Here is a 23819-nt window from a genome sequence, read left to right as displayed (position 1 = left end):
GACGCAGAGCTTCTCTCGTCAGGCTCATCCAAAGGTAAGCTTGCGATTGCGGTAAGTTAAAAAATCGCAAGAGCCGAAACGCGGCGAATGCTGCCGAACCATCGGCACGATCCGCTTCTCTTCCCACGCTGCAAGCAACGAGTTGTTCAGAACAACCCCTGCCACGGCCTGGGCTTCCACCATCCCCGCATTTGGCGACGCTCCATCGTGCGCGAGACATTGATGGACGGGGCAGAGTTGCTCGTCGCGCCGCCCTTATCGGAATTCTGTATGAACCCGAAGAGAGAGGCCGCGATAGCGGCCAAATGGCTGACGAAGGCAGAGAGAAGGGCGATCGAATGGCTCCCATATGGCGGTCAGTCGCGCGACCTGCACGCTCCGGGCAGACCGAAGCCACGCCGAGACACATTGAATTCGCTTCGCGAACTCCACGCCTGCGAAGCGATTGATGGAAGTGGCGGCTCTGCCTGGCGCCTCACACCTCTCGGCCAGCAGATCCGCACCCTGCTGACCGGCAGCTTAGACTTGGATGAGATGCTGAAGCTGGCCGAGAACGCCGAGGCGCGGACGGACATGGAGAAGGCTCGGCAGCCTTCAGATGACGACGAGGTGCCGGAACCGGGCAGCCAAGGACCTCTATCTGAGGAATATGGGAATTGAGGGCGTCCAGCACACTTCAGCCAGCCTCCCCGTCGAACGCTCAGTTGGGCAGATCAGGGACTAGGGCATCGAACCCGCTTCCCTCTTCCGAGGGCAGCTCCGGCTCTAAGAAGCTAGGCAGATGAATTTGCCACCCGTGTTCGGTACGTTGGCTGAAAAGTTTTCAGGCCGGATATCCTGCCTCAAAATAGATCCAGTGCTGTCGTCACACCGCTGCTATCCTCGGAGAGCCGAAGCCAAGAAATCTCACGGCTTCACGCGGGAGAGCAGCGCCTATGGGCGTTCGTACGGTTTACCCTCGCCATTCCTTTCGAATGAACACTGACTTGCGCCATTCCACGAAACAGCGGGATGCTACCCTGAATCTGCCAAATGAGGTGCATTCCATCATGAGTTGGAGGGGGACAATCCTAAGGCGCAGGCGCGCTTCCGATTTCCGTTCCCGCGGCATCACGAGATTCCGCATCGCACGGTGGTTCGGAGCCTTGAGCCTTGTCTGCGTCCTTATTTCAGCCAGTGGGACCGCTTGGGTATTGAGTCGTTTCCTGACCATTCACATGCTGGAACGGGATGCGGCGGTGAGTGGGGAATTCATCGAAAGTATCGTCCGCGCTGAGGGCACTTGGTCGTACTTCGACAACCCCGCCTCCGCGGGCTCCCGGCCCGCGCTCGAATCAATCTTCTCCCACGTTGCCCGTTTGCCAGGGGTGGTACGCGCCAATATCTATTCTTCGGACGGGATCGTTTTGTGGTCGAGCAACCCTGATCTTATTGGCCGACGCTTCACGGATAATCACGAACTGGATCGGGCCTTGGGCGGCGAAATGATTGTTGAGTCCGGAACAGTGGAGACCCGGCCAAAGACGGAGCACCAGCTGTTGGATTCCGAGACGGGCGGATCCCGGTTCATGGAGGCCTACCTGCCGGTTCAGGATGACACCACGAAGCGGGTCGTCGGCGTTGTCGAGATTTACCGCCTACCGCTCGCCCTCTTTGCCGCCATAGACAAAGGAACACGGCTCGTCTGGCTCAGCGCTCTCGCCGGCGCCGCCCTCCTCTATGCTGCGTTGACCGGCTTGATCTGCCGGGCCGAGTGCACGCTGCGTTACCAACAGGAACGTCTGGTGGAAGCGGAAACGCTGGCCGCTGTCGGCGCCGTTGCCTCTGCCGTGGCGCACGGCATCCGCAACCCGCTGGCCTCCATCCGGTCCTCGGCCGAGCTTGCCGCGTTGGAGGATGACTGGGACTTGGTCCGAGGGTCGCTCGCCGACATCGAGCGCGAGGCTGACCGCGTGGAAGGTTGGATAAGAGAGCTGCTGCTGACGGCCCGCGGCGATGCCGTCGCACCTGTTGCCGTGGACATCCCGGCCCTGCTAGCCGAAGCGGAGCGCCGTTTCGCGGTCAAGGCGGAGCGGCAGGGGGTGAGGCTCACCGTCAGGACGGAGGCCGTGCCGCCCGCGCGGGGCAATTCCGGACCGCTAGGCCAAGCGCTCGACAGCTTGGTGGCCAACGGCATCGAGGCGATGCCGGATGGCGGAGAACTGCGCCTCGAGGTTCGGCCGGCCGAAGGAGGGCGAATGGTCGAGATCCGGATCTGTGACACTGGGGCGGGTCTGCCAGAGCTGCTGGCGCGCGGGCGCAACACGTTGTTCTTTTCGACTAAGCCGCGCGGCACAGGTCTCGGGCTCGTCCTCGCCCGGCGGATCGTCGGCTTGTACGACGGCACGCTAGAGCTGAAGAAGGGACCGGGCGGCCAGGGAACCCGGGCCACCATCACGCTGCCGGCAGCAGCCTGAGGCGCCGCCATGCCGCAAGCCGTTCTGCTCGTCGAGGATGAGTTGATTTTGGCACGCAACCTGCAGCGCTATTTGCAGCGCCAGGGATTGGAGGTGCGATCGGCCAGTACGCTGCGGGAGGGGCTGCGCGAGCTCGAGGAATTCCGCCCCGATGTGGTGCTGCTGGATCTTGCCTTGCCGGACGGTAGCGGGCTGACTTTGCTCGCCGAGGTTCGGGCCCGAGATCCCCAGGCGAAGGTCATCGTCATGACTGGGCATGGCAGCGTGCAGGTCGCGGTCGAGGCGATGAAGGCCGGTGCTTGGGATTACCTCGGCAAGCCCGTGGCTCTGGCCGAGGTCAAGATGCTGATCGACCGCGCAGCCGGAGAAGAGCGGCTGGAGGGAAGCCTTTCTTACTACCGGGGCCGGGATGCGCGGCAGAGCGGTCTTGAGCAGTTGCTCGGGGAGTCTCCGCCGATACAGGCCCTCAAAACGCAGGTCATGCGGCTTCTGGAGGCCGAGCGCCGAATGACGGATGGGCAGCCTCCTGCAGTGCTGGTGCGCGGTGAAACAGGCTCCGGCAAGGAGTTGGTGGCCCGGGCCGTTCACTTCGATGGCCCACGCCGCAACGGGCCGTTTATTGAACTGAACTGCGCGGCCCTGCCGACCCATCTGCTGGAAGGAGAGCTGTTCGGGCATGAGCGCGGCGCCTTTACCGATGCACGGGAACGTCGCATTGGGCTGGTTGAGGCAGCCCATGGCGGGACGCTGTTCCTCGATGAGATCGGCGATCTCGATGCCGCCGTGCAGGTGAAGCTCCTTCGTCTTCTGGAGGATCGCACCGTCCGGCGGCTTGGCAGCGTGCGTGACCGTGAGGTGGATGTACGATTCATCACCGCCACGCATCGACCTCTGGAAGAGTTGGTGGCGGAGGGCCGGTTCCGCGCTGACCTCCTCTATCGGCTGCGTGTGGTGACCTTCGCCGTGCCGCCGCTACGAGAGCGCGGCGAGGATATTCCCATGCTCGCCGAGCATTTCCTGGCCCTCAGCGCGCGCCGTTACGGCAAGCCGGTGCCGCGGCTGGACGCGGCTGCGCGGGCCGCAGTTGCGCGACACCCATGGCCTGGAAACGTGCGGGAGCTACGGAACGCCATGGAGCAAGCGGCCCTATCCTCCGAGGGAGGGGTTGTTTCGCCGGATGATTTCGCCCTCGTGGCAGTCCGAGTACCTTTGCCCGGGCCGGCTCCTTCCAATGTTGATGTGGCTGAAGACGCGACGCTGGCCAGCGCGGAGCTGGCCCTGATTCAGCGCGCAATGCGCCGGGCAGAGGGCAACGTCTCCCGCGCTGCGCGAGATCTCGGCATCACCCGCGACACCCTTCGGTATCGCTTGGCCAAGCACGGCTCGGAATCGGCTGGTGGGGGGCGGGCGCCTGAGGACGAGCGCGGCTTTGGCTGAATGTGCACCGACCTCCTGCAGTCGCGGCTGAGACAGGCTTGCGAGCAGGTGGCCATCTGATACGGCCAGAATGAACCAATCCTGCACGGCTGGGGCAGGCGGATCGATGGAGAGCCCGGCTTCCTTCATCGCGGCGACGCTGGCCTGGGTAGCGCGGGCCAGTGTATCTTCCTGGTGAATGGCGCGTAGCCGGTCGGATCGACAGCCGGGCGCTACGCCGCCTTCAGGCCGAGCGGGATCGGCTTCGGGAACTGGTGCAGGCCGCGCGGATCACCGTCGAGCAGGGAGCCTCATCGGACGGGCGGCAGGCCTCCCCACCCCGCAGGAGGCGGCGTCTGTGCCGGTCGGGCGGCAACTCAGCTCAGGAGGAGACGTGACACGGCGTCCTCGTCCAGACTGATCCGCCATTGGCTTGCGCGGCCGGCTCGGCCATGGCGTGATCCCAAAACGATCAAGCCCCGCGGAGAACCACATGGAGGCGAAGGCTCTCATCTTCCTGCACTACACGCAGGATGAGCTTGACCGTGCCTACGACCAAACTGTCTGGGCCCCCGATATGGCGGGAACCATGAAGCGCTACGCGGCCGAGAGCGAGAGGCAGCGCGGCGTGACCGCTCCTGTCGTGCTGCGCTACGGCGAGGGCGCGTTGCAGGAAATCGACCTCTTCCCCGCCGGGCCCGGTGCGCCGCTGCTCTTCTTCGTGCATGGCGGCGCGTGGCGCGCCGGCACGCGCGACCTCTACAGCTTCATCGCCTCCCGTCTGGTCGAGCAGGACGTGGCCGTGGCGATCCCGGACTTCCCCAAGATCGGAGATGTGACGCTGCCTGGCATGGCACGGCACGTCGCGTCCGCGTTCGCCCACACTGTCAAGGAAGCACCGAAGCACGGGATCGACCCGACCCGGGTCGTGCTCGCCGGGCACAGCTCCGGCGCTCACATCGCAGGCTGCCTGCTGGCTGGGGCAGAGGGAGCGGACATCCCACGCCTGCTCCGCTCGGCCCTCCTGATCTCCGGCATGTACGAGATGGAGCCCGTCCTCCTCTCCTCGCGCAGCAGCTACGTCACCCTGTCCGCGGCGGACCGGCACCGCCTCAGCCCGATCCGCCATCTGGCATCCCCACATTCGGGACGCATCGCGGTCGTCTGGGGTGAGGGGGAGAGCCCGGAATTCATTCGCCAATCCCGGGAGTACGCCCTTGCCGCCGCCGCCGCCGGGGCGCGATGTGAGGGCCAGCAGATCGCTGGCCGCGGCCACTTCGATATCCTGCTGGACTTCCTGGACCCGAGCAGTGCCCTGACCCGGACAGCCCTGCGGCTCTCCCGGGAGGACGGCCCGGCCGTCGCCCCCTGAGCCGCGCTGTCCTGACATGCTCCGGAAGGCGCACCGGCCCAGCAGACTATTCCCGGGCGCAGCCGCTCGGGTAGCATGAGATCCCCGCAGCCTGCTGGAGAGCTTGGTATTGGCAGCTGTCCCACAATCAGCGGCGTACCATCCGGACGGCAGTACGGCACCGCCGCTGCCTGAGACCCGCTTCATCGAGTTGGACGCCGCCGCGCTAGGGCTGGAGCATGGGCGACTCTCGTTCATGGAAGCCGGGGAGGGGCCGGAGACGGTGCTGCTGCTGCACGGCATCGGCTCCAACTCCACGGGCTGGCGCTTCGTCTTGCCGGCCCTGGCGCAGCGGGCACGGGTGATCGCCTGGAACGCACCGGGCTACTGGCTCTCGGCCGATTTCGCGGCGGATACGCCCTCGGCCGGGGATTATGCCCGTGTCGCAGTGGCGCTGCTGGATGCGCTGGGGATCGAACGGGCCCATTTCGTTGGCTCCTCCTTCGGCTCGATGGTCTCGATCGTGGCGGCGGCAGAGCATCCGGCGCGCGTGGGGCGGCTTGCCCTGCTCGGCGCATCTCGGGGGCAGCGTTGGAAGCCGCCGGAGGAACGCGCGCGGATGCTGGCCATGCGGCGCGACAGCATAGCCGGCGGTGGCATGGTCCTGGCGCGGGAGCGGTGGCAGAACCTCGTCGGGCCCGGCACGCCGGATCTCGTGCGGAAATGGGTTCAGGAGACGCTGGCTGCCACTCATGCCAAGGGGCTGATGCGCTCGGCCCGGGCAAGCGACGAAACGGACTCCCTGGATTTCGCCCCGCAGATCCGTGCCCCGACGCTGATCCTGGTGGGAAGCGAGGACCGGGTGAACCCGCTAGACGTCAGCAAGGCACTTGCAGAGGCGATTCCCGGGGCTCGGCTGGTGCTGCAGGAAGGGATCGGGCACCAAGCAAAGCTGGAAGCGCCGAGAGCCACGGTAGCAGCACTGGAAAAGCATTTGTTCTGATGCGGCACGGCCGCAGATTTGCAAGGCTTCACACATGACGCTCTCCCGCCGTGCCGTACTGGCCCTGCCGCTTCTGTCCTGCCCCGCCCTCGCCCAGGCGCCCTGGCCGGTAAAGCCAGTGCGGATCATTGTGCCGTATCCACCGGGCGGGGGCCTGGACGCCCTGGCGCGGGCTGTTGCGGAGCGGTTGATGCCGCAATGGGGTCAGACTGTTACGGTCGATAACCGGCCGGGAGGTGCGACGATTCCCGGTACGGACGCGGCGGCGAAGGCGGCTCCGGACGGGCACGTGCTGCTGATGACCTCGGATTCATCGATCACGTCGAACCCGCATACGCACGCAAAGCTGCCGCACGACCCGATGAAGGATCTGGTGCCGGTCTCCTACCTGCTCGACGTGCACCAGATGGTGCTGGTGCATCCGTCCCTCCAGGCGAAGGACATGGCCGGGCTGGTGGCGGCAGCCCGGGCGCGGCCTGGGGCGCTGAACTACGGCTCCTACGGTCCGGGAAGCCAGCCGCACCTGCTGTTTGAGGCCCTGAAGGCGCGCGAAGGCGTGGAGATCGCCCAGGTGACCTATCGCGGGCTGACGCCGGCGGTGCTGGCGACCGTGGCGGGCGAGGTTCAGGGCACGCTCTCCGGCGTGGCCTCCTCCCGCGAGTTCCTGACGACAGGGGTGTTGAGAGCGCTGGCAGTGGGGCGGCCCGCGCGGCTGCCACAGTTACCCGACGTGCCGACCCTGCTGGAGGCTGGGTATCCGGAGATCGATCCGCGCACCTGGTTCGGGATCTTCGCGCCCGCGGGAACCCCGGAGACGCTGCGGGAGCGCATCCAGCGCGATGTGGCGGTGGTGTTGGAGGATCCGGTGATCCGAGATCGGCACCTGACGCCGAACGGCTACACGGTCCACGCGGCGACGCCGGCGGATTCAGCGCGGATGGTGGCTGCAGACTTTGCGTTAAAAGCAGAGTTGGTCCGGGTATCCGGCGCGCGAGTGGATTGACGAGCCTTCGCTGCACTGTCGCGTAGAGGAGGACGGTCGCTGACCCCTCCACCGCCGGCCCGCAAACCATGGCGCTCCTGGCGTGTTGGCGCGCTGCCAGGCAGTGCTACGCCAACACGCCCCGGAGTGATGCCTACTCCACTCGAATATTCAAGTCCCGCACCACGCGGGCGAAGCGCTCGAAATCGGTTCGATTGACGTCTGCCAGGCGTGACGGCGGCCCGCCTGCCGGTACGCCGCCGAACGCTGCCAGCCGCTCCTGCACGTCGGGGAGCGCTAGCACGTCGTTCATGTGAGAGTTCAACGTTTCCACCATGGAGGTCGGCAGCCCGCGCGGACCGAACAATCCCCACCATGTCGTCACGTCCAGGTCGTATCCAGACTCCTTGTAGGTCGGGACCTCGGGAAGAACCGGACTGCGTGCGCCTTCCGAGACTGCGACCGGGACGAGCGTTCCCGCCTTGAAGTGATCATACACGGCGCCGATGGTGACCAACCCGATCCCGATGGAATTGGAGAGCAGGTCGTTCACCACCGGGGCGACACCTCGGTAGGAGATCTCAGCGAGCTGCAACTTCGCGAGGTGATTGAACATCTCGGCGAAGATGTGCATGGGCGACCCGGAACCGGGTGAGCCGTAGCCGACCAGATGCCCGGCTCGCGCCTGAGAAACAACGTCCGCCAGGGAACGGATGCCGCTCTGCCGGCTGGCCACCAGGACCATCGGGTTGGTCGCGATCATGTGGACGGGCGTGAAGTCACTGACGGGATTGTAGGTGACTCCCTGCTTCAGAACGAGCGGCGCGAGCGGGAATGTCGAGGGAGCGAAAAGAAGGATCGACCCGTCCGGCGGCACGCGGGCGACGTACTGGGTGCCGACAACACCGCTGGCTCCGGATCGGTTCTCCACGATGACCTGCCGGCCAAGGCGAGGCGCGAGGCGGTCCGCAAAAAGGCGCGCCAGTGCATCCGTGTCGCCGCCCGGTGGATAGGCAACGACGAGGGTGATCGGCCGCGCGGGTTGCGCGACGGCGGGGGCGGATAGGGCGGCGAAGCCGAGCGTGAGAGCGCGTCGTCCGAGGGTCTTCATGAACAGCCTTCCGATATGGCGGACAAGAGGTTCGAGCGTGTTTGGTGACATCGTCGCCCGCCGCGGGACTGCCTTCCGCGCCGTGAGCGGCGGCAGGCATCCACGTCGTGCAACGATCCGGGAGACGGCGCAGAATAGTTCTTATTTGAACGTTGTGTTCGGATTTAAGCCAGCGTGCGAGAAGATCGGCTGGGAGGTCAAGCCGTAATCTTCACGCTCCCGAGTAGCGGCATGTCGCAACTCTCCGACGGGAAGATTGCCTTTGACAACCTGGGGTGCCGCCGCCATGCTGCATCCATGAACACTACGTTCTTATATGAACGGCCTGCCGACAGGACGGCCGGGCACAGCAGCCTGAGCTCCCGGTGGGAACGGGCCCGGTGAGCGACGCAATGCGGACGCTCGCCGGCCGCACCGTGGTCGTCACGGGCGCGGCGCGGGGAGTGGGGCGCGCCATCGCCCTGGCTTGCGCCTCCGCCGGGGCCCGGCTGATCCTGGCCGACATCCTTGTGGACCAGCTGTCGGAGACGGCCGCCCAGCTCGCGGCGGCCGGCCATGTGACCCGTGCCGTGCCGCTGGACCTTGCGGATCCCGAAAGCATCGTTGCCTTTGCCGCGGATGTCGCCGCGCATGAGGGACGGGTCGATGGGCTGGTCAACAACGCCGCCATCGCCACGGGCATTGGCGGCCCCGAATTCGACGCCATTGAAATCGATACCTGGGACCGGGTGATGCGCGTGAATGTGCGCGGCACCTGGCTGGTCACGCGCGCGATGGTGCCACTGATGGGGGCGGGGCGTATCGTTAACGTCGCGTCCGACACCGCCCTCTGGGGTGCGCCGCGGCTGCTCGCCTACACGGCCAGCAAAGGCGCCGTGATCTCCATGACGCGATCACTGGCGCGGGAACTGGGCCCGCGCGGCATCGGCATCACGTGCATCGCGCCGGGGATCATGCGCAACGAGGCGACGGAGTACGTGCCCGCGGAGCGCCACCGCCTCTACGAGACCGGCCGCGCCGTTCCCGGCCCGCAGATGCCGGAGGACATCACGGACACGGTGACGTTCCTTCTCACCCCCGGCGCCCTTGCCCTCACCGGCCAGGTGCTGCCTGTCGATGCGGGCTTTGTCTTCACATGAGCGCCGAGATCACCCGGACCGAAGCGGCCGGTCTTTCCCTGCTGCATCGCCCCGGCCCGGACCCGGCCCTGCCGTTGATCCTGCTGCACGGCATCGGTAGCAACGCGGAGAGCTGGCTCCCGCTCATGAACGCCCTACCGCAGGACCGCGCCCTCTGGGCCTGGAACGCGCCGGGCTACGCCAACTCCGCTCCCGTCGTGCCTCGGACTCCCACGCCGGACGACTATGCCGTCGTGCTGGAGCGCCTGCTGGACGCGTTGGGATTGGGCCGCATCACTCTCGCCGGCCACTCCCTCGGCTGCCTCTTCTCCGCGCGCTTCGCGGCCCGCAACCCCGCCCGGGTGGAGCGCCTGGCGCTGATGTCGCCCGCCCTCGGCTACGGCGTCACCGCCGGCCCGCTGCCGCCCGGCGTGCAGGCGCGGATCGACGACCTGAACGCCCTCGGGCCGCAGGACTTCGCCGCCCGCCGCGCCGCGCGCTTGGTCCACGACGCGGCGAACCGCCCGAAGGTGCTGGACGGAGTCCGCCGCGCCATGGCCGCAGTGGACCCTGCCGGCTACGCCCAGGCCGTCCATGCCCTCGGCGCCGGCGACCTGCTGGCCGATGCCGCGCGCCTGCCCATGCCCGTCCTGGTTGCCACGGGGCTGGAGGATGTCGTGACCCCGCCCGACAACGCCCGCCGCCTCCACGCTGCCCTGCCGAACCCCATCCGCCTGGCCGAGTATCCCGCAGCAGGCCACGCCTTGCCGCAGGAGTTCCCGGCCGAGGTCGCCGCCCTGCTCGGGGAGACGATCCTTGCCTGATACCGATTCCGAAGACTCGGCCTATCTTTCCCCGCCCGTGCAGCGCGCGGCGCGGTTGCTACGCCACATCGCTGAGGGCGACCGCGTCACCAACATGGCCGCAACCGCCCGCGCCCTTGGCATAAACCGCACCACCCTGCTCCGCCTGCTGACGACGCTGGAAGCCGAGCGCTTCATCGAGCCCGCCCCCAATGGCGGTTGGCGCATCGGCCTCGGTCTCATCGGCGTCGCGGCGCAGGCCTTCTTCTCCCAGGATCTGGTGCAGACCGCCGCCCCCGCCATCGGCCGCCTGGCCGATGAGGTGGAGCTCTCCGCCCATCTTGGCGTGATGGACGGAACCGAGATCGTCTACGTCGTCCGCCGCACGCCGGAGAACGGGCGCTACGTCAGCAACATCCGTATCGGCAGCCGCCTTCCCGCGCACGCCGCGAATATGGGCCGCATCATCCTGGCCTACCTGCCCCCCGCGCGGGTCCAGGAGATCTTTGGCCACGCGGCCTTGTCCGCCAGCACGGCCCAGACACCCGTCACGATGGAGCAGCTTCGTGCCAGACTGGACGAGGACCGAGAGGAAGGCCTGGCCTGGAGCGACGGCTTCTTCGAGGCCGGCATCAGTTCTGTGGCCGCAGCCATTTTTGATTCCTCCGGCACTCCCATCGCCGCGCTGAACGTCAGCGGCAACACCGCGGCCTTCGAAGGCCCGGCGCGGCGCGAGCGCATCGGCACCCTCGTGCGCGAGACGGCGGAGGAGATCTCCCGCCGCCTTGGCTGGGCCGGGCCGGCAGCTTCCCCCAATCCGACAAAACTGAAGGTGGTGGTATGAGCGAGAAGGCGACGGTCGATTTCATGCGCGGCATCGCCATGCGCGCCCCCGGCGTGACCGCGACCCGCGACTTCTACGAGAAGAGCTGGGGCCTGCGCACGGTGGCCCAGGGTAATGACGGCACGGTCTATTTCCGCGGCACCGGCGCCGAGCACTGGATCTACGCCCTGCGCGAGGACAGCACCTTCGGCATCGAGTACATCCACTTCGGCATGAACAGCCGCGCCCGCGTGGACGCCCTGCACGCCGGGCTGGTGGCCGAGGGCATCGCGGTCAGCGGCGCCCCCGCCGAGCTTTCCACCCCGGGCGGTGGCTACGGCTTCACCGCGCTGGACCCGGAGGGCCGCCGCCTGCGCTTCTCTGCCGACGTGGCGCGGCACGAGGACACGGATGACAGCCGTGCCATGCCGCGCAAGGTCTCCCACGTCGTGCTGAACACGCCGGGCATGGAGGCGCTGAGCGGCTGGTATCAGGAGCACCTGGGCTTCCGCATCACCGACTATTCCGCGGACATGATGGTCTTCCTGCGCGCCGCGACGGATGCGGATTTCAGCGACCACCACTCCATCGCGCTTAATCGCGCCCAGTACTCCTCCGTGAACCACGTTGCCTTCGAGATGCCCTCGATCGACAGCTTCATGCGGGGGATCGGGCGCATGCGCGTGGCCGGCCAGTCCCCGGCCTGGGGCCCCGGCCGCCATGGCCCGGGCAACAATCCCTTCGCCTATTTCGTCTCTCCCTCTGGCTTCGTCATCGAGTTCACCTCCGAGGTGCACAAGGTGGAGGAGGCCACGCACCAGCCGGAAGTCTGGCCGCGCGACGTGCCGGAGAAGATGGACACCTGGATGACCGCCGGCCCGCCCACGCCGGCCATGCGCACCGTCATGGCCGGCCGCCCCGATGCCGGCTGGCAGACGGCGGGCTGAACCCATGGATCTCGGCTACTCCAACCGCGTTGCCGTCGTCACCGGCGGCACCTCCGGCATCGGCCTCGCCACCGCGCGGCTTCTGCTGGAGGAGGGCGCGCGCGTCGCCATCTGCGGCCGCGACACCGGCCGGCTGGAGGCCGCGCGCGCCGAGCTGGGCGGCGACGTGCTGGCGGTGCAGTGCGACGTGCTGAAGCGCGACCAGGTGCAGTCCTTCGCCGCCGCCGTTGCCGAATGGGGCGGCGGCGCGCTGGACCTGCTGGTGAACAATGCCGGCCAGGGCCGCGTCTCCACCTTCACCGACACCACCGAGGCGGCGTGGCGGGAGGAGCTGGAGCTGAAGTTCTTCTCCCAGATCCACACCCTGCACGCCTTCCGCCCGATGCTGGAGAAGGCAGAGGCCCCGGCCATCGTCGGGGTGAACTCCCTCCTCGCGTTGCAGCCCGAAGCCCACATGGTCTGCACGTCAGCTGCCCGCGCCGGCGTGCAGAGCCTGCTGAAGTCCCTGGCCACGGAATTCGCGCCGAAGATCCGCGTGAACTCCATCCTGCTGGGCCTGGTGGACTCCGGCCAGTGGCAGCGCCGCTACGAGGCACGGGAGGACCGCTCCCAGACGCGCGAGGCCTGGTTCGGCGCCCTGGCCGCCAAGAAGGGCATCCCGCTGGCCCGTCTCGGCCGGCCGGAGGAGCCGGCGCGCGCCATTCTCTTCCTCGGCTCGCCAGCGGCGAGCTACGTCACCGGCGCCAGCCTGGAAGTCTCCGGCGGCGTCTCGCGGCACATCTGACGAGAGCGATCCATGGACCACTCCCCCCTCGCCGCCGCGCGGATGACCACCGAGGAGTCGGTGGGCGACCTCGTCGCAAAGGCGCTCGCCGATATCGGCGTCACCCACGCCTTCGGCGTCATCTCCATCCACAACATGCCGATCCTTGACGCCATCGCGCGCCAGGGCCGCATCCGCTTCGTCCCCGCGCGCGGTGAGGCGGGGGCCATGAACATGGCCGATGCCCATGCGCGCGTCTCTCGTGGGCTCGGCGTGGTCATCACCTCCACCGGCACGGGCGCTGGCAACACGGCGGGCAGCCAGGTAGAGGCGCTGACGGCCGGCACCCCCGTGCTGCACATCACCACCACCATCGACCGCGCCTTCATGGACCGCGACCGCGCCGCTATCCACGACGTGCCGCGCCAGCCGGACATGCTGAAGGCCATCAGCAAGGCCTATTTCCGCGTTTGGGAGCCGGCGAACGCCGTGGACACGCTGCTAGCCGCCGCCCGTGCCGCGCTCACCGCCCCGACCGGCCCCGTGACGATCGAGTTCCCCGTGGACGTGCAGCGCGTGAAGGTGCCGGGCCGCGCCCTGCCGGCCAGCCTGCACATCGCGCCCCAGCAGCCCGACCCCGCGCAGCTCGACGCCCTGGCGGAAATGATCCTGCGCGCGGAGCGCCCCATGCTCTGGCTCGGCGGCGGCGCCCGCGGAGCGTCGGAGGCCGCCACGGCCCTGGTGAACCGCGGCTTGGCCGCCGTCACCAGCACCCAGGGCCGCGCCACCGTGCCGGAGGACCACCCCCGGTCGCTGGGCGCCTTCAACATGACGCCCGCCGCCCAGGCGCTCTACGACCGCTCCGACCTGATGATCGTCCTCGGCTCCCGCCTCCGCGGGAACGAGACGCGCAACAACGCCATGCCCCTGCCCCGCCCCCTGGTGCAGGTGGATGCCGAGCCCTCCCAGGCCGGGCGCAACTACCCCGTGGACATGTTCATCGCCGGCGACGCCCGGCTGGTGCTGGAGGGCCTGCTCGCCCGCCTGCCGGAGACACTGGCCACCGACGCCACCTTCCTGCATGACGTCGCCATCGCCCGCGCCCAGTCCGAAGGCGCGCTTCGCTCCGCCCTCGGCCCCTACCAGGTGGTGGCGGACGCACTGCTGGCCCGCGTGCCCGCCGGGCGCCACCCCTTCGTGCGGGACGTCACCCTTTCCAATTCCACCTTCGGCAACCGCTACGTCCACCTCGCCGCGCCGCATCTGGGCGTGCACGCGCTGGGCGGCGGCATCGGCCAGGGCATCGCCATGGCCATCGGGGCCTCCATGGCGTCCGAGGCGAAGACCGTCGCCCTGGTGGGCGATGGCGGCGCCATGCTGATGATCGGGGAACTGGCGACGGCGGCCGATATGGGCGCCAACGTCGTTTTCATCCTGATGAACGACGGCGGCTACGGCGTGATCCGCAACATCCAGGACGCGCAGTATGGCGGCCGTCGCCACTACGCGGACCTGCTGACCCCGGATTTCGGCCTGCTCTGCCAATCCATCCGCCTGCCGCACGAGAAGGTTCTGGAGATCGATCGCTTCGAGGCCGCGCTGGACCGCGCCCTGGCGAAGGACGGCCCCTGCGTGCTGGAGGTGGACATGACCTCCATCGGCCCCTTCGCCGAGAGCTTCGCCGGCCCGCCCGCCGGTGCCGCCGGGAGCGTGAAGTGATGGCAGAGATGCAAGAGATCGGACTGCCCGACGGCCGCATCTACGTGGCCGGCGAGTGGCGCGAGGGGCGCGGGGCGGAGATCACCTCGATCTACCCCGCCGACCGCAGCGTGAATCTCACCCTGCGCGGCGCCTCCCGCGACGACGTGGAGGAGGCCATCGCCGGCGCGCAGAAGGCCGCCGAGGACCCGTCCTGGCGCAACCTCCTGCCGCACCAGCGCGCCACCTACCTTCACCGCATCGCGGACGGCCTGACCAGGCACGGCGAGCGCATCGCCCAGGTGCAGAGCCGCGACACCGGAAAGACCCTCGCCGAAACCCGTGCGCTCGCCGCCAGCGCCGCCGGCACCTTCCGCTACTTCGCCGCCGTGCTGGAAACGGAGGAGGAGGCCCTCACCCCCTCCCGCGGCAACTACATCACCATGTCCGTGCACGAGCCCATCGGCGTGGTGGCGGGCATCACGCCCTGGAACTCCCCCATCGCATCGGACGCGCAGAAGCTCGCCCCCGCCCTGGCCGCGGGAAATGCCGTGCTGATGAAGCCGGCCTCCTGGAGCCCGCTCGTCTCCCTGGTGATGGCCCGCATCTGCGAGGAAGCGGGGCTCCCCCCCGGCCTCCTCTCCGTCCTGCCCGGGCGCGGCGAGGAGGTGGGTGACACCCTCGTCACCCACCCCGCCATCGGCAAGGTCAGCTTCACCGGCGGCACGGAAGTCGGCCGCGGCATCGCCCGCAAGGCCGCCGAGAAGCTGATGCCCGTCTCGCTGGAACTCGGCGGCAAGTCCCCCACGATCGTCTTCGCCGATGCCGACCTGGACCTGACGATCGCGGGCATCCTCTTCGGCATCTTCTCCTCGACCGGCCAGTCCTGCATCGCCGGCTCCCGCTTGCTGGTCCAGCGCACTATCTACGAGAGCTTCGTGGAGCGCCTGGTCTCCGCCACGAAGGCACTCCGTGTCGGCCACCCCGCCGATCCCGCCACCCAGGTCGCCCCCATGATCCGCGATCCGCACCGCGACAGCGTTGAGCGCGCTGTGGCTCAGGCGGTTGGCGAAGGCGGCACGATCCTCTGCGGCGGTCGCCGGCCGGAGGGCGCGGAATACGACGCCGGCATCTACTACCTGCCCACCATCATCGCCGGCCTGCCCAGCGCCGCGCGGACCTGCCAGGAGGAGATCTTCGGCCCCGTCCTCCACGTCCAGCCCTTCGAGGACGAGGCGGAGGCGATCGCCCTCTCCAACGAGAGCAGCTACGGCCTGGCATGCGGCATCTGGACGCGAGACTTCAACCGCGCTTGGCGCATCGGCCGCGGCGTTGGCACGGGCACGGTCTGGGTGAACACCTACAAGCAGTTCTCCATTTCCACCCCCTTCGGCGGCATCAAGGACAGCGGGCTGGGGCGGGAGAAGGGGCGGCAGGGCCTGCGCGCCTGGCAGCGGCAGAAGTCCTTCTACCTCGACACCTCCGGTCAGCCCCATCCCTGGGCCGGGATCGCCGCATGAACGCCATCAGCAGCCCCATGGCGGGCGCCGCCGCTGCCCAGACCTTCCCCGCCCTGCTGCGCCGCATGACCTATGTGGCGCCCGGCATCCTCGCCCTCGACTTCGAGGCGGAGGACGGAAGCGGGTTGCCGCCGTTCGAGCCCGGCTCGCATGTGGACCTGCACCTGCCGGACGGCTCGGTCCGTCAGTACTCCCTGTGCGGCGATCCGGCCGACCGGACCACCTACCGCATCGCCGTTCGCGACGTGAAAGGCGGCCGCGCCTCCCGCTTCGTGCATCGCGGAGAGCTGCGCCCTGGTGTGGTCGTCACCCTGGGCCTGCCGCGCAACAACTTCGCCTTCGACGCGGCGGCGAACTACCTCTTCGTCGCCGGCGGCATCGGCATCACCCCGCTGCTGCCCATGATGCGGGCCGCCACCCAGGCCGGTGCGCGCTGGACCCTGCTCCTCTGCGCACCCCGCAGCGCCGACGCCCCTTTCATCCGCGAAGCTCGCGCCCTGGGTGGCGAGGTTTCCGTTCATGCCAGCGAGGAAGGGACGCGCCTGGACGTTGCCGAGCGCCTGCGCGACGCCCCCTCCGACACGCTTCTCTACTGCTGCGGCCCCGAGCGGCTGATGCTGGCCGTGGAAGAGGCCACATCCCACTGGCCCGAAGGCAGCGTCCGCTTCGAGTGGTTCACGGCCCGTGCCCGGCCGGAAGGCGAGGTCTCCGACACGTTTGAGGTGGAGTGCGCCCAAGCCGGCATCACGCTCACCGTCCCGGAAGACCGCACCGTGCTCCAGGTCCTGAACGACGCCGGCCTTTCCGTACCCTGCTCCTGCGAGCAGGGAGTCTGCGGAACATGCGAGGTGCCGGTGCTGGAAGGGGAGGTGGATCATCGGGACAGCATCCTCTCCGCGTCCGAGCGGGCAGCGAACACGACAATGATGACCTGCGTGTCGCGCGCCAAGTCGTCGCGGCTGGTGCTCGACCTGTGAGTCCGTCGATCAACGTGCGGTCCCGGTTGTGCGTTGGCGCGACGCGGCTCACCCCGGGGTATCGCCCCGGCCGGACGGCATTCGACCCGTCATGCCGTCCCTGCCCGTGCAGAGCGGCCGGGCGGACAGCGATCTAGGCGAGAGGAGAAGGCATCGTGAACGACACCTATCGCTTCCCTCATCTTGAGGAGCGGCAATCCATCAGCCGCCTGCCGACCGAATGGGAGGGCAGCCTAGCAGATGCGATCGAGGCCGCATTCGCGAAGGGCAACTGGGAGTTGGACGACCTGGTGGCGGCCCTGAACCGCTCCCGCATCCGCCCGAAGTCCGGGGGACAGTGGACTGCCGAAAACTTCCAGGCCACGATGCAGGAACTGGGAGCCTAAGCCGATGAGCGCTACCACCATCTCCCCTTCCGCCGCCCGCACGGCCGCACGCGCGCCAGCACCGACCAACAATGGCCCGGTCACGGATGCAGAGATCCGGGAGGCCTTGAAGCTTGGCGTCCGTAACCGCTGGTGGCCTGTCCTGCCCTCCCGCTTTGTAAAGCCGGGCGAGAAGCCCGTAGGGCTGACGCGGCTCGGTGAGCCCATCGTGCTGTGGCGCGACGCGGCGGGCGCCGTTCACGTGCAGGTGGACCGCTGCCCGCACCGCGCCGTCCCGCTCTCCCGCGGACAGAACGAGGGCGACCGGCTTCGCTGCAACTACCATGGGGTGGAAGTGGGGCCGGATGGCACGGTGCTCTCGGTACCCGGCCAGCCGGGTTGCCCGCTCGAGGGCAAAAGGGCCGTGAAGACCTACCCTGCAGTGGAAGTTGCGGGTGCCGTCTTCGTCTGGTTCGGCGACGCCTTGCACGAGGAAGCACCCGAGTTCATCCCGCCGCCACAGCTCGCCGCCCCCGATTGGGAAAGGTTCGTCTGCTACGCCGACTGGGAGATGTACTGGCGCTATTCTCTGGACAACGCGATGGACCCGATGCACGGGACCTTCCTGCACGCCAATTCGCACACCATGTACCAGGGAGACACCCAGGCCCACTTCGTTACCCGCGACACGCCCACAGGATTCTTCTTCGAGAAGGAGGGCCAGCGGGACGTGAACTTCGACTGGTCCGAGCTCGTCGATGATGGCGCGATCTATGTCCGGCTGGAGATCCCCTATCCCCCTTCCGGAGGTCCGGGCGGCAACTTCGCCATCATTGGCTTTGCCACTCCGATCGATGAGAACAACACCGCAAGCTTCTTCTGGCGCTGCCGGAAGGTGCAGGGCTGGCAGCGTGACGTCTGGCGCTTTCTGTACAAGACCCGCATGGAGCCTCGGCACTGGGCGGTGCTCGAGCAGGATCGCGAGATGCTGGCCGGCTGTAAGCCGGGGCTTGAGAAGCACGAAATGCTCTATCAGCATGACGCCGGACTGATCCGCCTGCGGCGCTACCTTGCTCAGGTCACGCGCAAGCAACTCACGGAGCTCCGGGCAGCCGGCAAGGCTTGATCCGCAGACCCGCCGCTCCGCTTGAGGCAGAGCGCTTGGCGGTGGGAAGTACGCTATGTCCCCCGCCTGCCATTGCCCAACACGGGATCGCGCGGCTCGCCCCGCGATCCTGGCCGAAGAGTCCCAGGCCCTCACTGCCGCCGCAGCCGGGCAGGCACCGAGAAGGGAGATGATTGCTGGATGGACGGCATGACCTGGCCAGGAACTGAGGGGAAGGCCGAGATGGACCCAGACACAAGGCGCATTGTGGCGGTCGTGGCGCATCGCAGTCGCGCAGGCCGCTGTCCCGTCCTGGTCCACGCGCTCGGCACTGGCGAGAGCTTTGTCATCGAGCCTCTCCCGGACGGCTTCCGCGACGTCGCCTCAGGTCAGGTGGTGCGTCCCGGACCCGACAGCTTCGTCCTGGATGGCGCCGGTCCTGTGGATCTGCAGGCCACGGGTGATCTCGATTTCGAAGGTTTCGATCACGCCTCGGGTGAACGCTTCACTGGCCGTGCTGGTGGGGGTGCCTCTGTCACGATCTACGGTGGCGGGCAGGCAGACTACTTCCAGTACGCAATGTCATACCGGCCGGACGGATCTGTCTCCCAGCCGGGATGATCCGAAAGGTGTAGCCCTGCCAAGCGCCTGGTCGTGGTTCAGACCGGGCGCGAAGCTGACACGCCAGGCGATCTTGGCTGGCATTGCGGCCCCGCGCTGCCGCTAGCGCAGACTGGCGGCCAGATACACAGACAGGGACGAGTTCATTTTAGCACGTGTTCAAGCACGTTTGTCGTTGCGGGCATCAGATGTGCCACCTAGAGTTCATGAGCCGCGTCCCATGCACCCCGGCGAGGGAAGTGCACCGCAGTGATGAGCCTGGACGAAGATGACCATGACGACACAAGCCCGGCTTGACGGTGATGCTTCCACGATCGGCCGGCCAACGCCGCAGGTGAACGCGCAGGAGAAGCTGACGGGCCGGGCGCTCTATGGCGGCGACTTCAGGACGCCGGGCATGCTGCATCTCAAAGTGCTGCGTAGTCCCTACGCTCACGCCAGAATCATCTCGATCGACACCGCCGCTGCCAGCGCTCTTCCGGGCGTTCACGCCGTACTGACAGGCGATGACACGCCCGACCGCCTGACCGGCGTTCATCGCAAGCAGCATCGCATTCTCGCCACCTCGAAGGTCCGCTTCGTTGGAGAAGAGGTGGTCGCGGTAGCCGCCATCGACGAAGATACGGCCCGGGATGCGCTCGACCTCGTTCGCGTCGAGTACGAGCCCTTGCCTTTGGTCCACAACATGGATGAAGCGCTGTCTCCAGGAACCATCGAGGTTCACGAGAGCACCGGCAATCTCTCGATCGAGTACAAGGTGGAGCGCGGCGATGTGGACTCCGCCTTTGCGCGTGCTGCGCTGGTGCACGAGGCAACTTACGAGACCACCTCGCAGTATCCGGGCTATCTGGAACCCATGGCGACCGTGGCCTGGGTCGAAGGTGACGGCAGACTTGTGGTACGGGCATCGACTCAGACGGCGTTCCTCCAGCGCAACCGCTTCGCAGAGGCGCTCGGCCTGCCGGTCTCCGCAGTGCGCGTCATTCAATCCACCGTCGGGGGCGCTTTTGGCGGCAAGACGGTCGAGGAATGCAACAGCCTCATCTGTGCCTGGATGGCTTACAGGCTGGGGAGACCAGTCAGGTTCGTCAACAGTCGCCTTGACGACTTCCTCGGCGCCCGATCCAGCCCGGCAGAGCGCATCTGGCTGAAAATGGGTGTCGACAACCAAGGCCTCATCATCGCCAAGGAAGTCAAAATCCTGGCCGATTGCGGTGCTTACGAGGGGCTCGCTACCCATGTCCTGCAGGTGTCGTTGGTGCGAAGCGACAACATGCACCGTTACCTCAAAGACGTCCGGCTCCACGGCCGGCTCGCCTTCACCAATCATCCGCCACGCGGTGCGGTTCGAGGCTTCGGCGGTCCACAGGCCGCTTTCGCGCTCAACAGCCATATGGCCGAGCTGGCGGAGAAACTGGGCATCGATCCTGTAGAGTTCATGAGGCGGAACGCCGTACGGGCTGGCGACACCACCGTACATGGGTTCGAGCTGGGGAGCGCCGGCCTCACCGAGTGTCTCGACCAGGTGAGCGAAGGCATCGGCTGGATCACCAAGAAGGCGCGCCGGCCTGACACCGGATTGAAGCGCCGGGGCATCGGGTTCGCGGGCGCCATACATGTCAGCGGCAATCGGGAGATGGGAAACTGGGACGGCTCCATCGTGACGGCCCGGATGACGACGGACGGGCGCGTCACTCTCTCGACAGGAGAGTCCGATATGGGGCAGGGGGCCTACACGATGTTGGCACAGTGCTGCGCCAGTGAGCTGGCGATCCCTGTTTCCCACGTCACCGTGCTCCCGACCGACACGGACGTGTCGCCGTACGGGCATGGCTCCATAGCGTCCCGAGTGACTATCCTTGCGGGCAATGCGGCGATCCGGGCCGGCCGCGAGATCCGAGGCCGGCTCCTGGCCCTGGCCTCCGAGACGCTCGGGGTGCCGGAAGGCGACCTGACCGTCTCCGGTGGTGAGATTTTCGCGACCTCGGCCTTACCCAATCGGCGACTGACCTTCGGCGAGCTCGCGCGCATGCACATCTACCGGCACGGTGGCGAGGAACTGAGGGTCACGGCGACCTATGACCCGCCAACCTTCCTGGCCATGTCGCGGCCCGATCAGTACGGCAACGTAGCCCCTGGCTACTCCTTCGCGGCGCAGGCCGTCGAGGTCGAGGTGGATACGGAAACTGGCCAGGTGGAGATCCTGGAGACCTTCGTCTCCGACGACTGCGGCAAGGCAATCAACCCGCTGGCCGTGCATGGTCAGACCTGTGGGGCGGCCGCCATGAGCATCGGGTGGGCTCTCTATGAAGAGATGAAGTTCCAGGACTGCCAGCTGCTGAACGGCAACTTTGCCGATTATACGATGCCTACGGCGGAGTCCCTGCCGAACATCCAGTCCGGGATCATCGAATCGCTGGAGCCAAACGGCCCGTACGGCGCCAAGGGTGCCAGTGAGACGGCGATGCTGCCGGGGGCAGCGGCTATCGCCAACGCGGTCTATGATGCCGTTGGCGTGCGCATCCGCGAGCTTCCGATCACGCCAGAGAAGATTCTGGCCGGGCTGCGAGAGCAGGAGGCAACAGCCGCCGCACGGGAGCGGCGCCATGCGTGACTTCGACTACCTGATGCCCGAAACCGTGGGGGAGGTCAGCGGCCTGCTCGCGCGACTTGGGGACGACTGCCGGATGATCGCTGGTGGTACGGCCCTGCTGCTCGCGTTGCGGCAGCGCATGGTCACGCCGACCCATCTTGTCTCACTTGCGCGGGTTCGCGGCCTGCGCGGCATAACCTACGATCCACGGGATGGCCTCCGTATAGGCGCGCTGACGACGCACGCGGCCGTGGCACGATCGCCGTTGGTTCGGCAGCGCTACCCGGTGTTGGCGGACATGGCGTCCCGGTTGGCGAACCCACAGGTCCGCAACCAGGGAACGCTGGGCGGCAATCTCTGCTACGCGGACCCCACGACGGACCCGCCGACCTGTCTTGCCGCGCTGGAGGCAATGCTGGTGCTGGGTAGCGCCCGCGGGTATCGGTACCTGCCGGTTACAGATTTCCTGGTGGACTACTATGCAAGTGCACTGGAGCCTGACGAGGTCCTGACCGAGATCCGCATTCCGGCGCCGCGCTTCGATTTCGGCTACCACGCTCGCTTCCATCGGACGGCGGCCGAACACCGCCCCCTTATCAACCTCGCTCTCCTTGCTCGACGCGACGGCGACGTCGTGGGCGAGGCACGGTTGGTGGTGGGGGCGACCACGGTTGTGCCAACCCGCGTTGCAGCCGCCGAGGCCGTCCTTGCCGGCCGCAGGGTCACGGCCGCGCTGGCACGGGAAGCGGCCGACATCGTGGCAGAGGCGATCGACCCTGTGTCCGACATTCGCGGTGGCTCCGCCTTCCGTCGCGACATGGTGCGGGTCGTTGCGCGTCGTACGATTGAGCGCCTGGTGGAGCAGGACAGTGAAGGCAGGATCGTTGCATGAGCCGGGTTACGATCGAAGTGGTCGTTAACGGCCAGCCGCACCGGGCGGAGATACCCGCACGGCGGCTGCTGGCGGACTTCATCCGAGATGACCTGTTCCTGACAGGCACAAAGCGCGGCTGCGAAACCGGCGTGTGCGGCGCCTGCTCGGTTCTTCTGGATGGGGAGGTCGTCAAGTCCTGCCTTTCCCTGGCTGTTCAGGCCGAGGGGCACGAGATCACGACGGTCGAAGGAATCACCTCGGGCGGGGAACTGCATCCGTTGCAGGCCTCGTTCGCCGAGCATGGTGGATTTCAGTGCGGCTACTGCACGCCGGGCATGCTCATGGCCGCCATCGCAATCCTGAACGAGTCGCCGAGCCCAACCGAGGCGGAGGTCCGTGCCGGACTGAGCGGCAACCTGTGCCGCTGCACCGGCTACGTCGGCATCGTCGAATCGATCATGGCTGCCGCGGAGAAGATGCGTGGAACTTGAGAAGACACTGACCATCGCAGCGCCGGTGGCACGGGTTTGGGCGCTGCTGCTCGATCCGAAGATCATGGCTGGCTGTGTCCCCGGTACCGGATCGGTCGAGGTACTGAGCGATACCGAGTACCTGGCGGAGATCAAGGTCAAGATCTCCTTCATTGCCGCGCGCTTCAAGGTGAGGACACGGATCCTGGAGGCTCGGGCGCCGGAGTACCTGCGCATCGAGGGCACGGGTGAGGATGCGTCCGTCACGAGCTCAATGCGCCAGAGCAGCGAGTTGTTCCTGACCGACCTTGGCGACGGCAGCACTGAAATCCGCGTGAAGGCAAAAGCGGATGTACTGGGCCGGCTCGGATCCTTCGGCCTTGCCATGATGAAGACCAAGGCCGATCGCATGTGGGAGGAGTTCGGCGCGAATTTCACTGCTGTCGTGCTGCGCGACATGGAATTGGGGCACGGTGCGGACAGCGCGAAGCCGGATGGCCAGGCCTACGCTCCTCCGGGCTCTCCGGCCCTCACGCCCGTTCAGGATGCCGCAGGCGATGCAGCAGCCGAAGGGCTCGGTCCCGTCCTGGCGCCGCAGCCCGTGGGCACGGTACCGCAGGGCCAGCAGGAAGGCTCGACGAAGCCTCGCTGGTGGCAGCGCCTCGTTGGAACAACCCTTTCGCCAACGGGGCTCGGGGAGCGTCGCCTGGCGAGCGACATCTACGTCGAACTGCATCGCGCGGACGGCGTGGTGAAGGTGCTCTGGCCCGCTAGCGCTGCGCCCGAGGCTGCCCGATGGCTCAAGGATCTACGATAAGGGCCG

The 23819-nt window shown here is 67.4% G+C and carries 22 protein-coding genes; 21 read left to right on the top strand and 1 reads right to left on the bottom strand.

Translation table 11 applies throughout. The annotated features are described in order from the left end of the window. Window positions 1-87: 87 nt before the first annotated feature. From NRP21_RS11680 to NRP21_RS11655, 6 genes are all read left to right on the top strand, one after another. Window positions 88-660, top strand: a complete 573-nt coding sequence (locus NRP21_RS11680) for a hypothetical protein (RefSeq protein ID WP_257716374.1) — start codon at window positions 88-90, stop codon at window positions 658-660. Between the two features lie 533 nt (window positions 661-1193). Further along, window positions 1194-2456 carry a sensor histidine kinase gene (locus NRP21_RS11675; protein WP_257716373.1) on the top strand — a complete coding sequence of 421 codons (1263 nt, stop codon included), beginning with the start codon at window positions 1194-1196 and terminating at the stop codon, window positions 2454-2456. Between the two features lie 9 nt (window positions 2457-2465). Continuing rightward, window positions 2466-3893, top strand: coding sequence for a sigma-54-dependent transcriptional regulator (locus NRP21_RS11670; protein WP_257716372.1), 1428 nt, complete (start codon window positions 2466-2468; stop codon window positions 3891-3893). A 472-nt stretch (window positions 3894-4365) separates the two neighbouring features. Continuing rightward, window positions 4366-5244, top strand: coding sequence for an alpha/beta hydrolase (locus tag NRP21_RS11665; protein ID WP_257716371.1), 879 nt, complete (start codon window positions 4366-4368; stop codon window positions 5242-5244). Between the two features lie 109 nt (window positions 5245-5353). Further along, window positions 5354-6226 (top strand): alpha/beta fold hydrolase, encoded by an 873-nt coding sequence (locus NRP21_RS11660; RefSeq protein ID WP_257716370.1) that lies wholly within the window; start codon window positions 5354-5356, stop codon window positions 6224-6226. A 34-nt stretch (window positions 6227-6260) separates the two neighbouring features. After that, window positions 6261-7229, top strand: a complete 969-nt coding sequence (locus NRP21_RS11655; protein WP_257716369.1) for a Bug family tripartite tricarboxylate transporter substrate binding protein — start codon at window positions 6261-6263, stop codon at window positions 7227-7229. A gap of 133 nt (window positions 7230-7362) precedes the next feature. On the opposite strand, the gene NRP21_RS11650 is transcribed toward NRP21_RS11655, so the two are convergent. Next, on the bottom strand, window positions 7363-8319 hold the full coding sequence (locus NRP21_RS11650) for a Bug family tripartite tricarboxylate transporter substrate binding protein (protein WP_257716368.1): 957 nt from the start codon (window positions 8317-8319) through the stop codon (window positions 7363-7365). A 380-nt stretch (window positions 8320-8699) separates the two neighbouring features. On the opposite strand from NRP21_RS11650, the gene NRP21_RS11645 reads away from it, so the two are divergent. The 15 genes from NRP21_RS11645 (at window position 8700) to NRP21_RS11575 (ending at window position 23813) form a co-directional block, all read left to right on the top strand. Continuing rightward, window positions 8700-9458: an SDR family oxidoreductase gene (locus NRP21_RS11645; RefSeq protein ID WP_257716367.1), complete on the top strand. Its 759-nt coding sequence runs from the start codon at window positions 8700-8702 to the stop codon at window positions 9456-9458. Then, on the top strand, window positions 9455-10261 hold the full coding sequence (locus NRP21_RS11640) for an alpha/beta fold hydrolase (protein ID WP_257716366.1): 807 nt from the start codon (window positions 9455-9457) through the stop codon (window positions 10259-10261). The genes NRP21_RS11645 and NRP21_RS11640 overlap by 4 nt, the downstream gene beginning before the upstream one ends. Further along, entirely contained in the window at window positions 10254-11084 is an 831-nt protein-coding gene (locus tag NRP21_RS11635) for an IclR family transcriptional regulator (protein WP_257716365.1), read from the top strand. The genes NRP21_RS11640 and NRP21_RS11635 overlap by 8 nt, the downstream gene beginning before the upstream one ends. Continuing rightward, complete coding sequence (locus tag NRP21_RS11630; RefSeq protein WP_257716364.1) at window positions 11081-12010, top strand: VOC family protein; 930 nt, start codon at window positions 11081-11083, stop codon at window positions 12008-12010. The genes NRP21_RS11635 and NRP21_RS11630 overlap by 4 nt, the downstream gene beginning before the upstream one ends. A 4-nt stretch (window positions 12011-12014) precedes the next feature. Continuing rightward, complete coding sequence (locus tag NRP21_RS11625) at window positions 12015-12794, top strand: SDR family oxidoreductase (RefSeq protein ID WP_257716363.1); 780 nt, start codon at window positions 12015-12017, stop codon at window positions 12792-12794. Window positions 12795-12806: 12 nt separating this feature from the next. Continuing rightward, complete coding sequence (locus NRP21_RS11620; RefSeq protein ID WP_257716362.1) at window positions 12807-14492, top strand: thiamine pyrophosphate-binding protein; 1686 nt, start codon at window positions 12807-12809, stop codon at window positions 14490-14492. Beyond that, window positions 14492-15991 carry an aldehyde dehydrogenase gene (locus NRP21_RS11615; RefSeq protein ID WP_257716361.1) on the top strand — a complete coding sequence of 500 codons (1500 nt, stop codon included), beginning with the start codon at window positions 14492-14494 and terminating at the stop codon, window positions 15989-15991. The genes NRP21_RS11620 and NRP21_RS11615 overlap by 1 nt, the downstream gene beginning before the upstream one ends. Beyond that, the gene (locus NRP21_RS11610; protein WP_257716360.1) at window positions 15988-16968 is read left to right on the top strand and encodes a PDR/VanB family oxidoreductase; all 981 of its coding nucleotides are present in this window, start codon (window positions 15988-15990) and stop codon (window positions 16966-16968) included. The genes NRP21_RS11615 and NRP21_RS11610 overlap by 4 nt, the downstream gene beginning before the upstream one ends. 155 nt (window positions 16969-17123) lie before the next feature. Further along, window positions 17124-17354: a recombinase-like helix-turn-helix domain-containing protein gene (locus NRP21_RS11605; RefSeq protein ID WP_257716359.1), complete on the top strand. Its 231-nt coding sequence runs from the start codon at window positions 17124-17126 to the stop codon at window positions 17352-17354. A gap of 4 nt (window positions 17355-17358) precedes the next feature. Beyond that, window positions 17359-18459 (top strand): aromatic ring-hydroxylating oxygenase subunit alpha, encoded by a 1101-nt coding sequence (locus NRP21_RS11600; protein ID WP_257716358.1) that lies wholly within the window; start codon window positions 17359-17361, stop codon window positions 18457-18459. A 180-nt stretch (window positions 18460-18639) separates the two neighbouring features. Further along, window positions 18640-19059 (top strand): hypothetical protein, encoded by a 420-nt coding sequence (locus tag NRP21_RS11595; RefSeq protein WP_257716357.1) that lies wholly within the window; start codon window positions 18640-18642, stop codon window positions 19057-19059. Between the two features lie 268 nt (window positions 19060-19327). Next, a complete protein-coding gene (locus NRP21_RS11590) occupies window positions 19328-21673 on the top strand; it encodes a xanthine dehydrogenase family protein molybdopterin-binding subunit (protein WP_257716356.1) in 2346 nt (781 codons plus the stop codon). Next, complete coding sequence (locus NRP21_RS11585) at window positions 21666-22544, top strand: FAD binding domain-containing protein (RefSeq protein WP_257716355.1); 879 nt, start codon at window positions 21666-21668, stop codon at window positions 22542-22544. The genes NRP21_RS11590 and NRP21_RS11585 overlap by 8 nt, the downstream gene beginning before the upstream one ends. After that, window positions 22541-23017 (top strand): (2Fe-2S)-binding protein, encoded by a 477-nt coding sequence (locus NRP21_RS11580; RefSeq protein ID WP_257716354.1) that lies wholly within the window; start codon window positions 22541-22543, stop codon window positions 23015-23017. The genes NRP21_RS11585 and NRP21_RS11580 overlap by 4 nt, the downstream gene beginning before the upstream one ends. Beyond that, a complete protein-coding gene (locus tag NRP21_RS11575; RefSeq protein ID WP_257716353.1) occupies window positions 23007-23813 on the top strand; it encodes a CoxG family protein in 807 nt (268 codons plus the stop codon). The genes NRP21_RS11580 and NRP21_RS11575 overlap by 11 nt, the downstream gene beginning before the upstream one ends. Window positions 23814-23819: the final 6 nt, after the last annotated feature.

It is taken from the genome of Roseomonas populi (genome assembly GCF_024594815.1).
GTDB lineage: Bacteria > Pseudomonadota > Alphaproteobacteria > Acetobacterales > Acetobacteraceae > Roseomonas > Roseomonas populi.
This window is presented reverse-complemented; position numbering and strand designations above follow the sequence as displayed.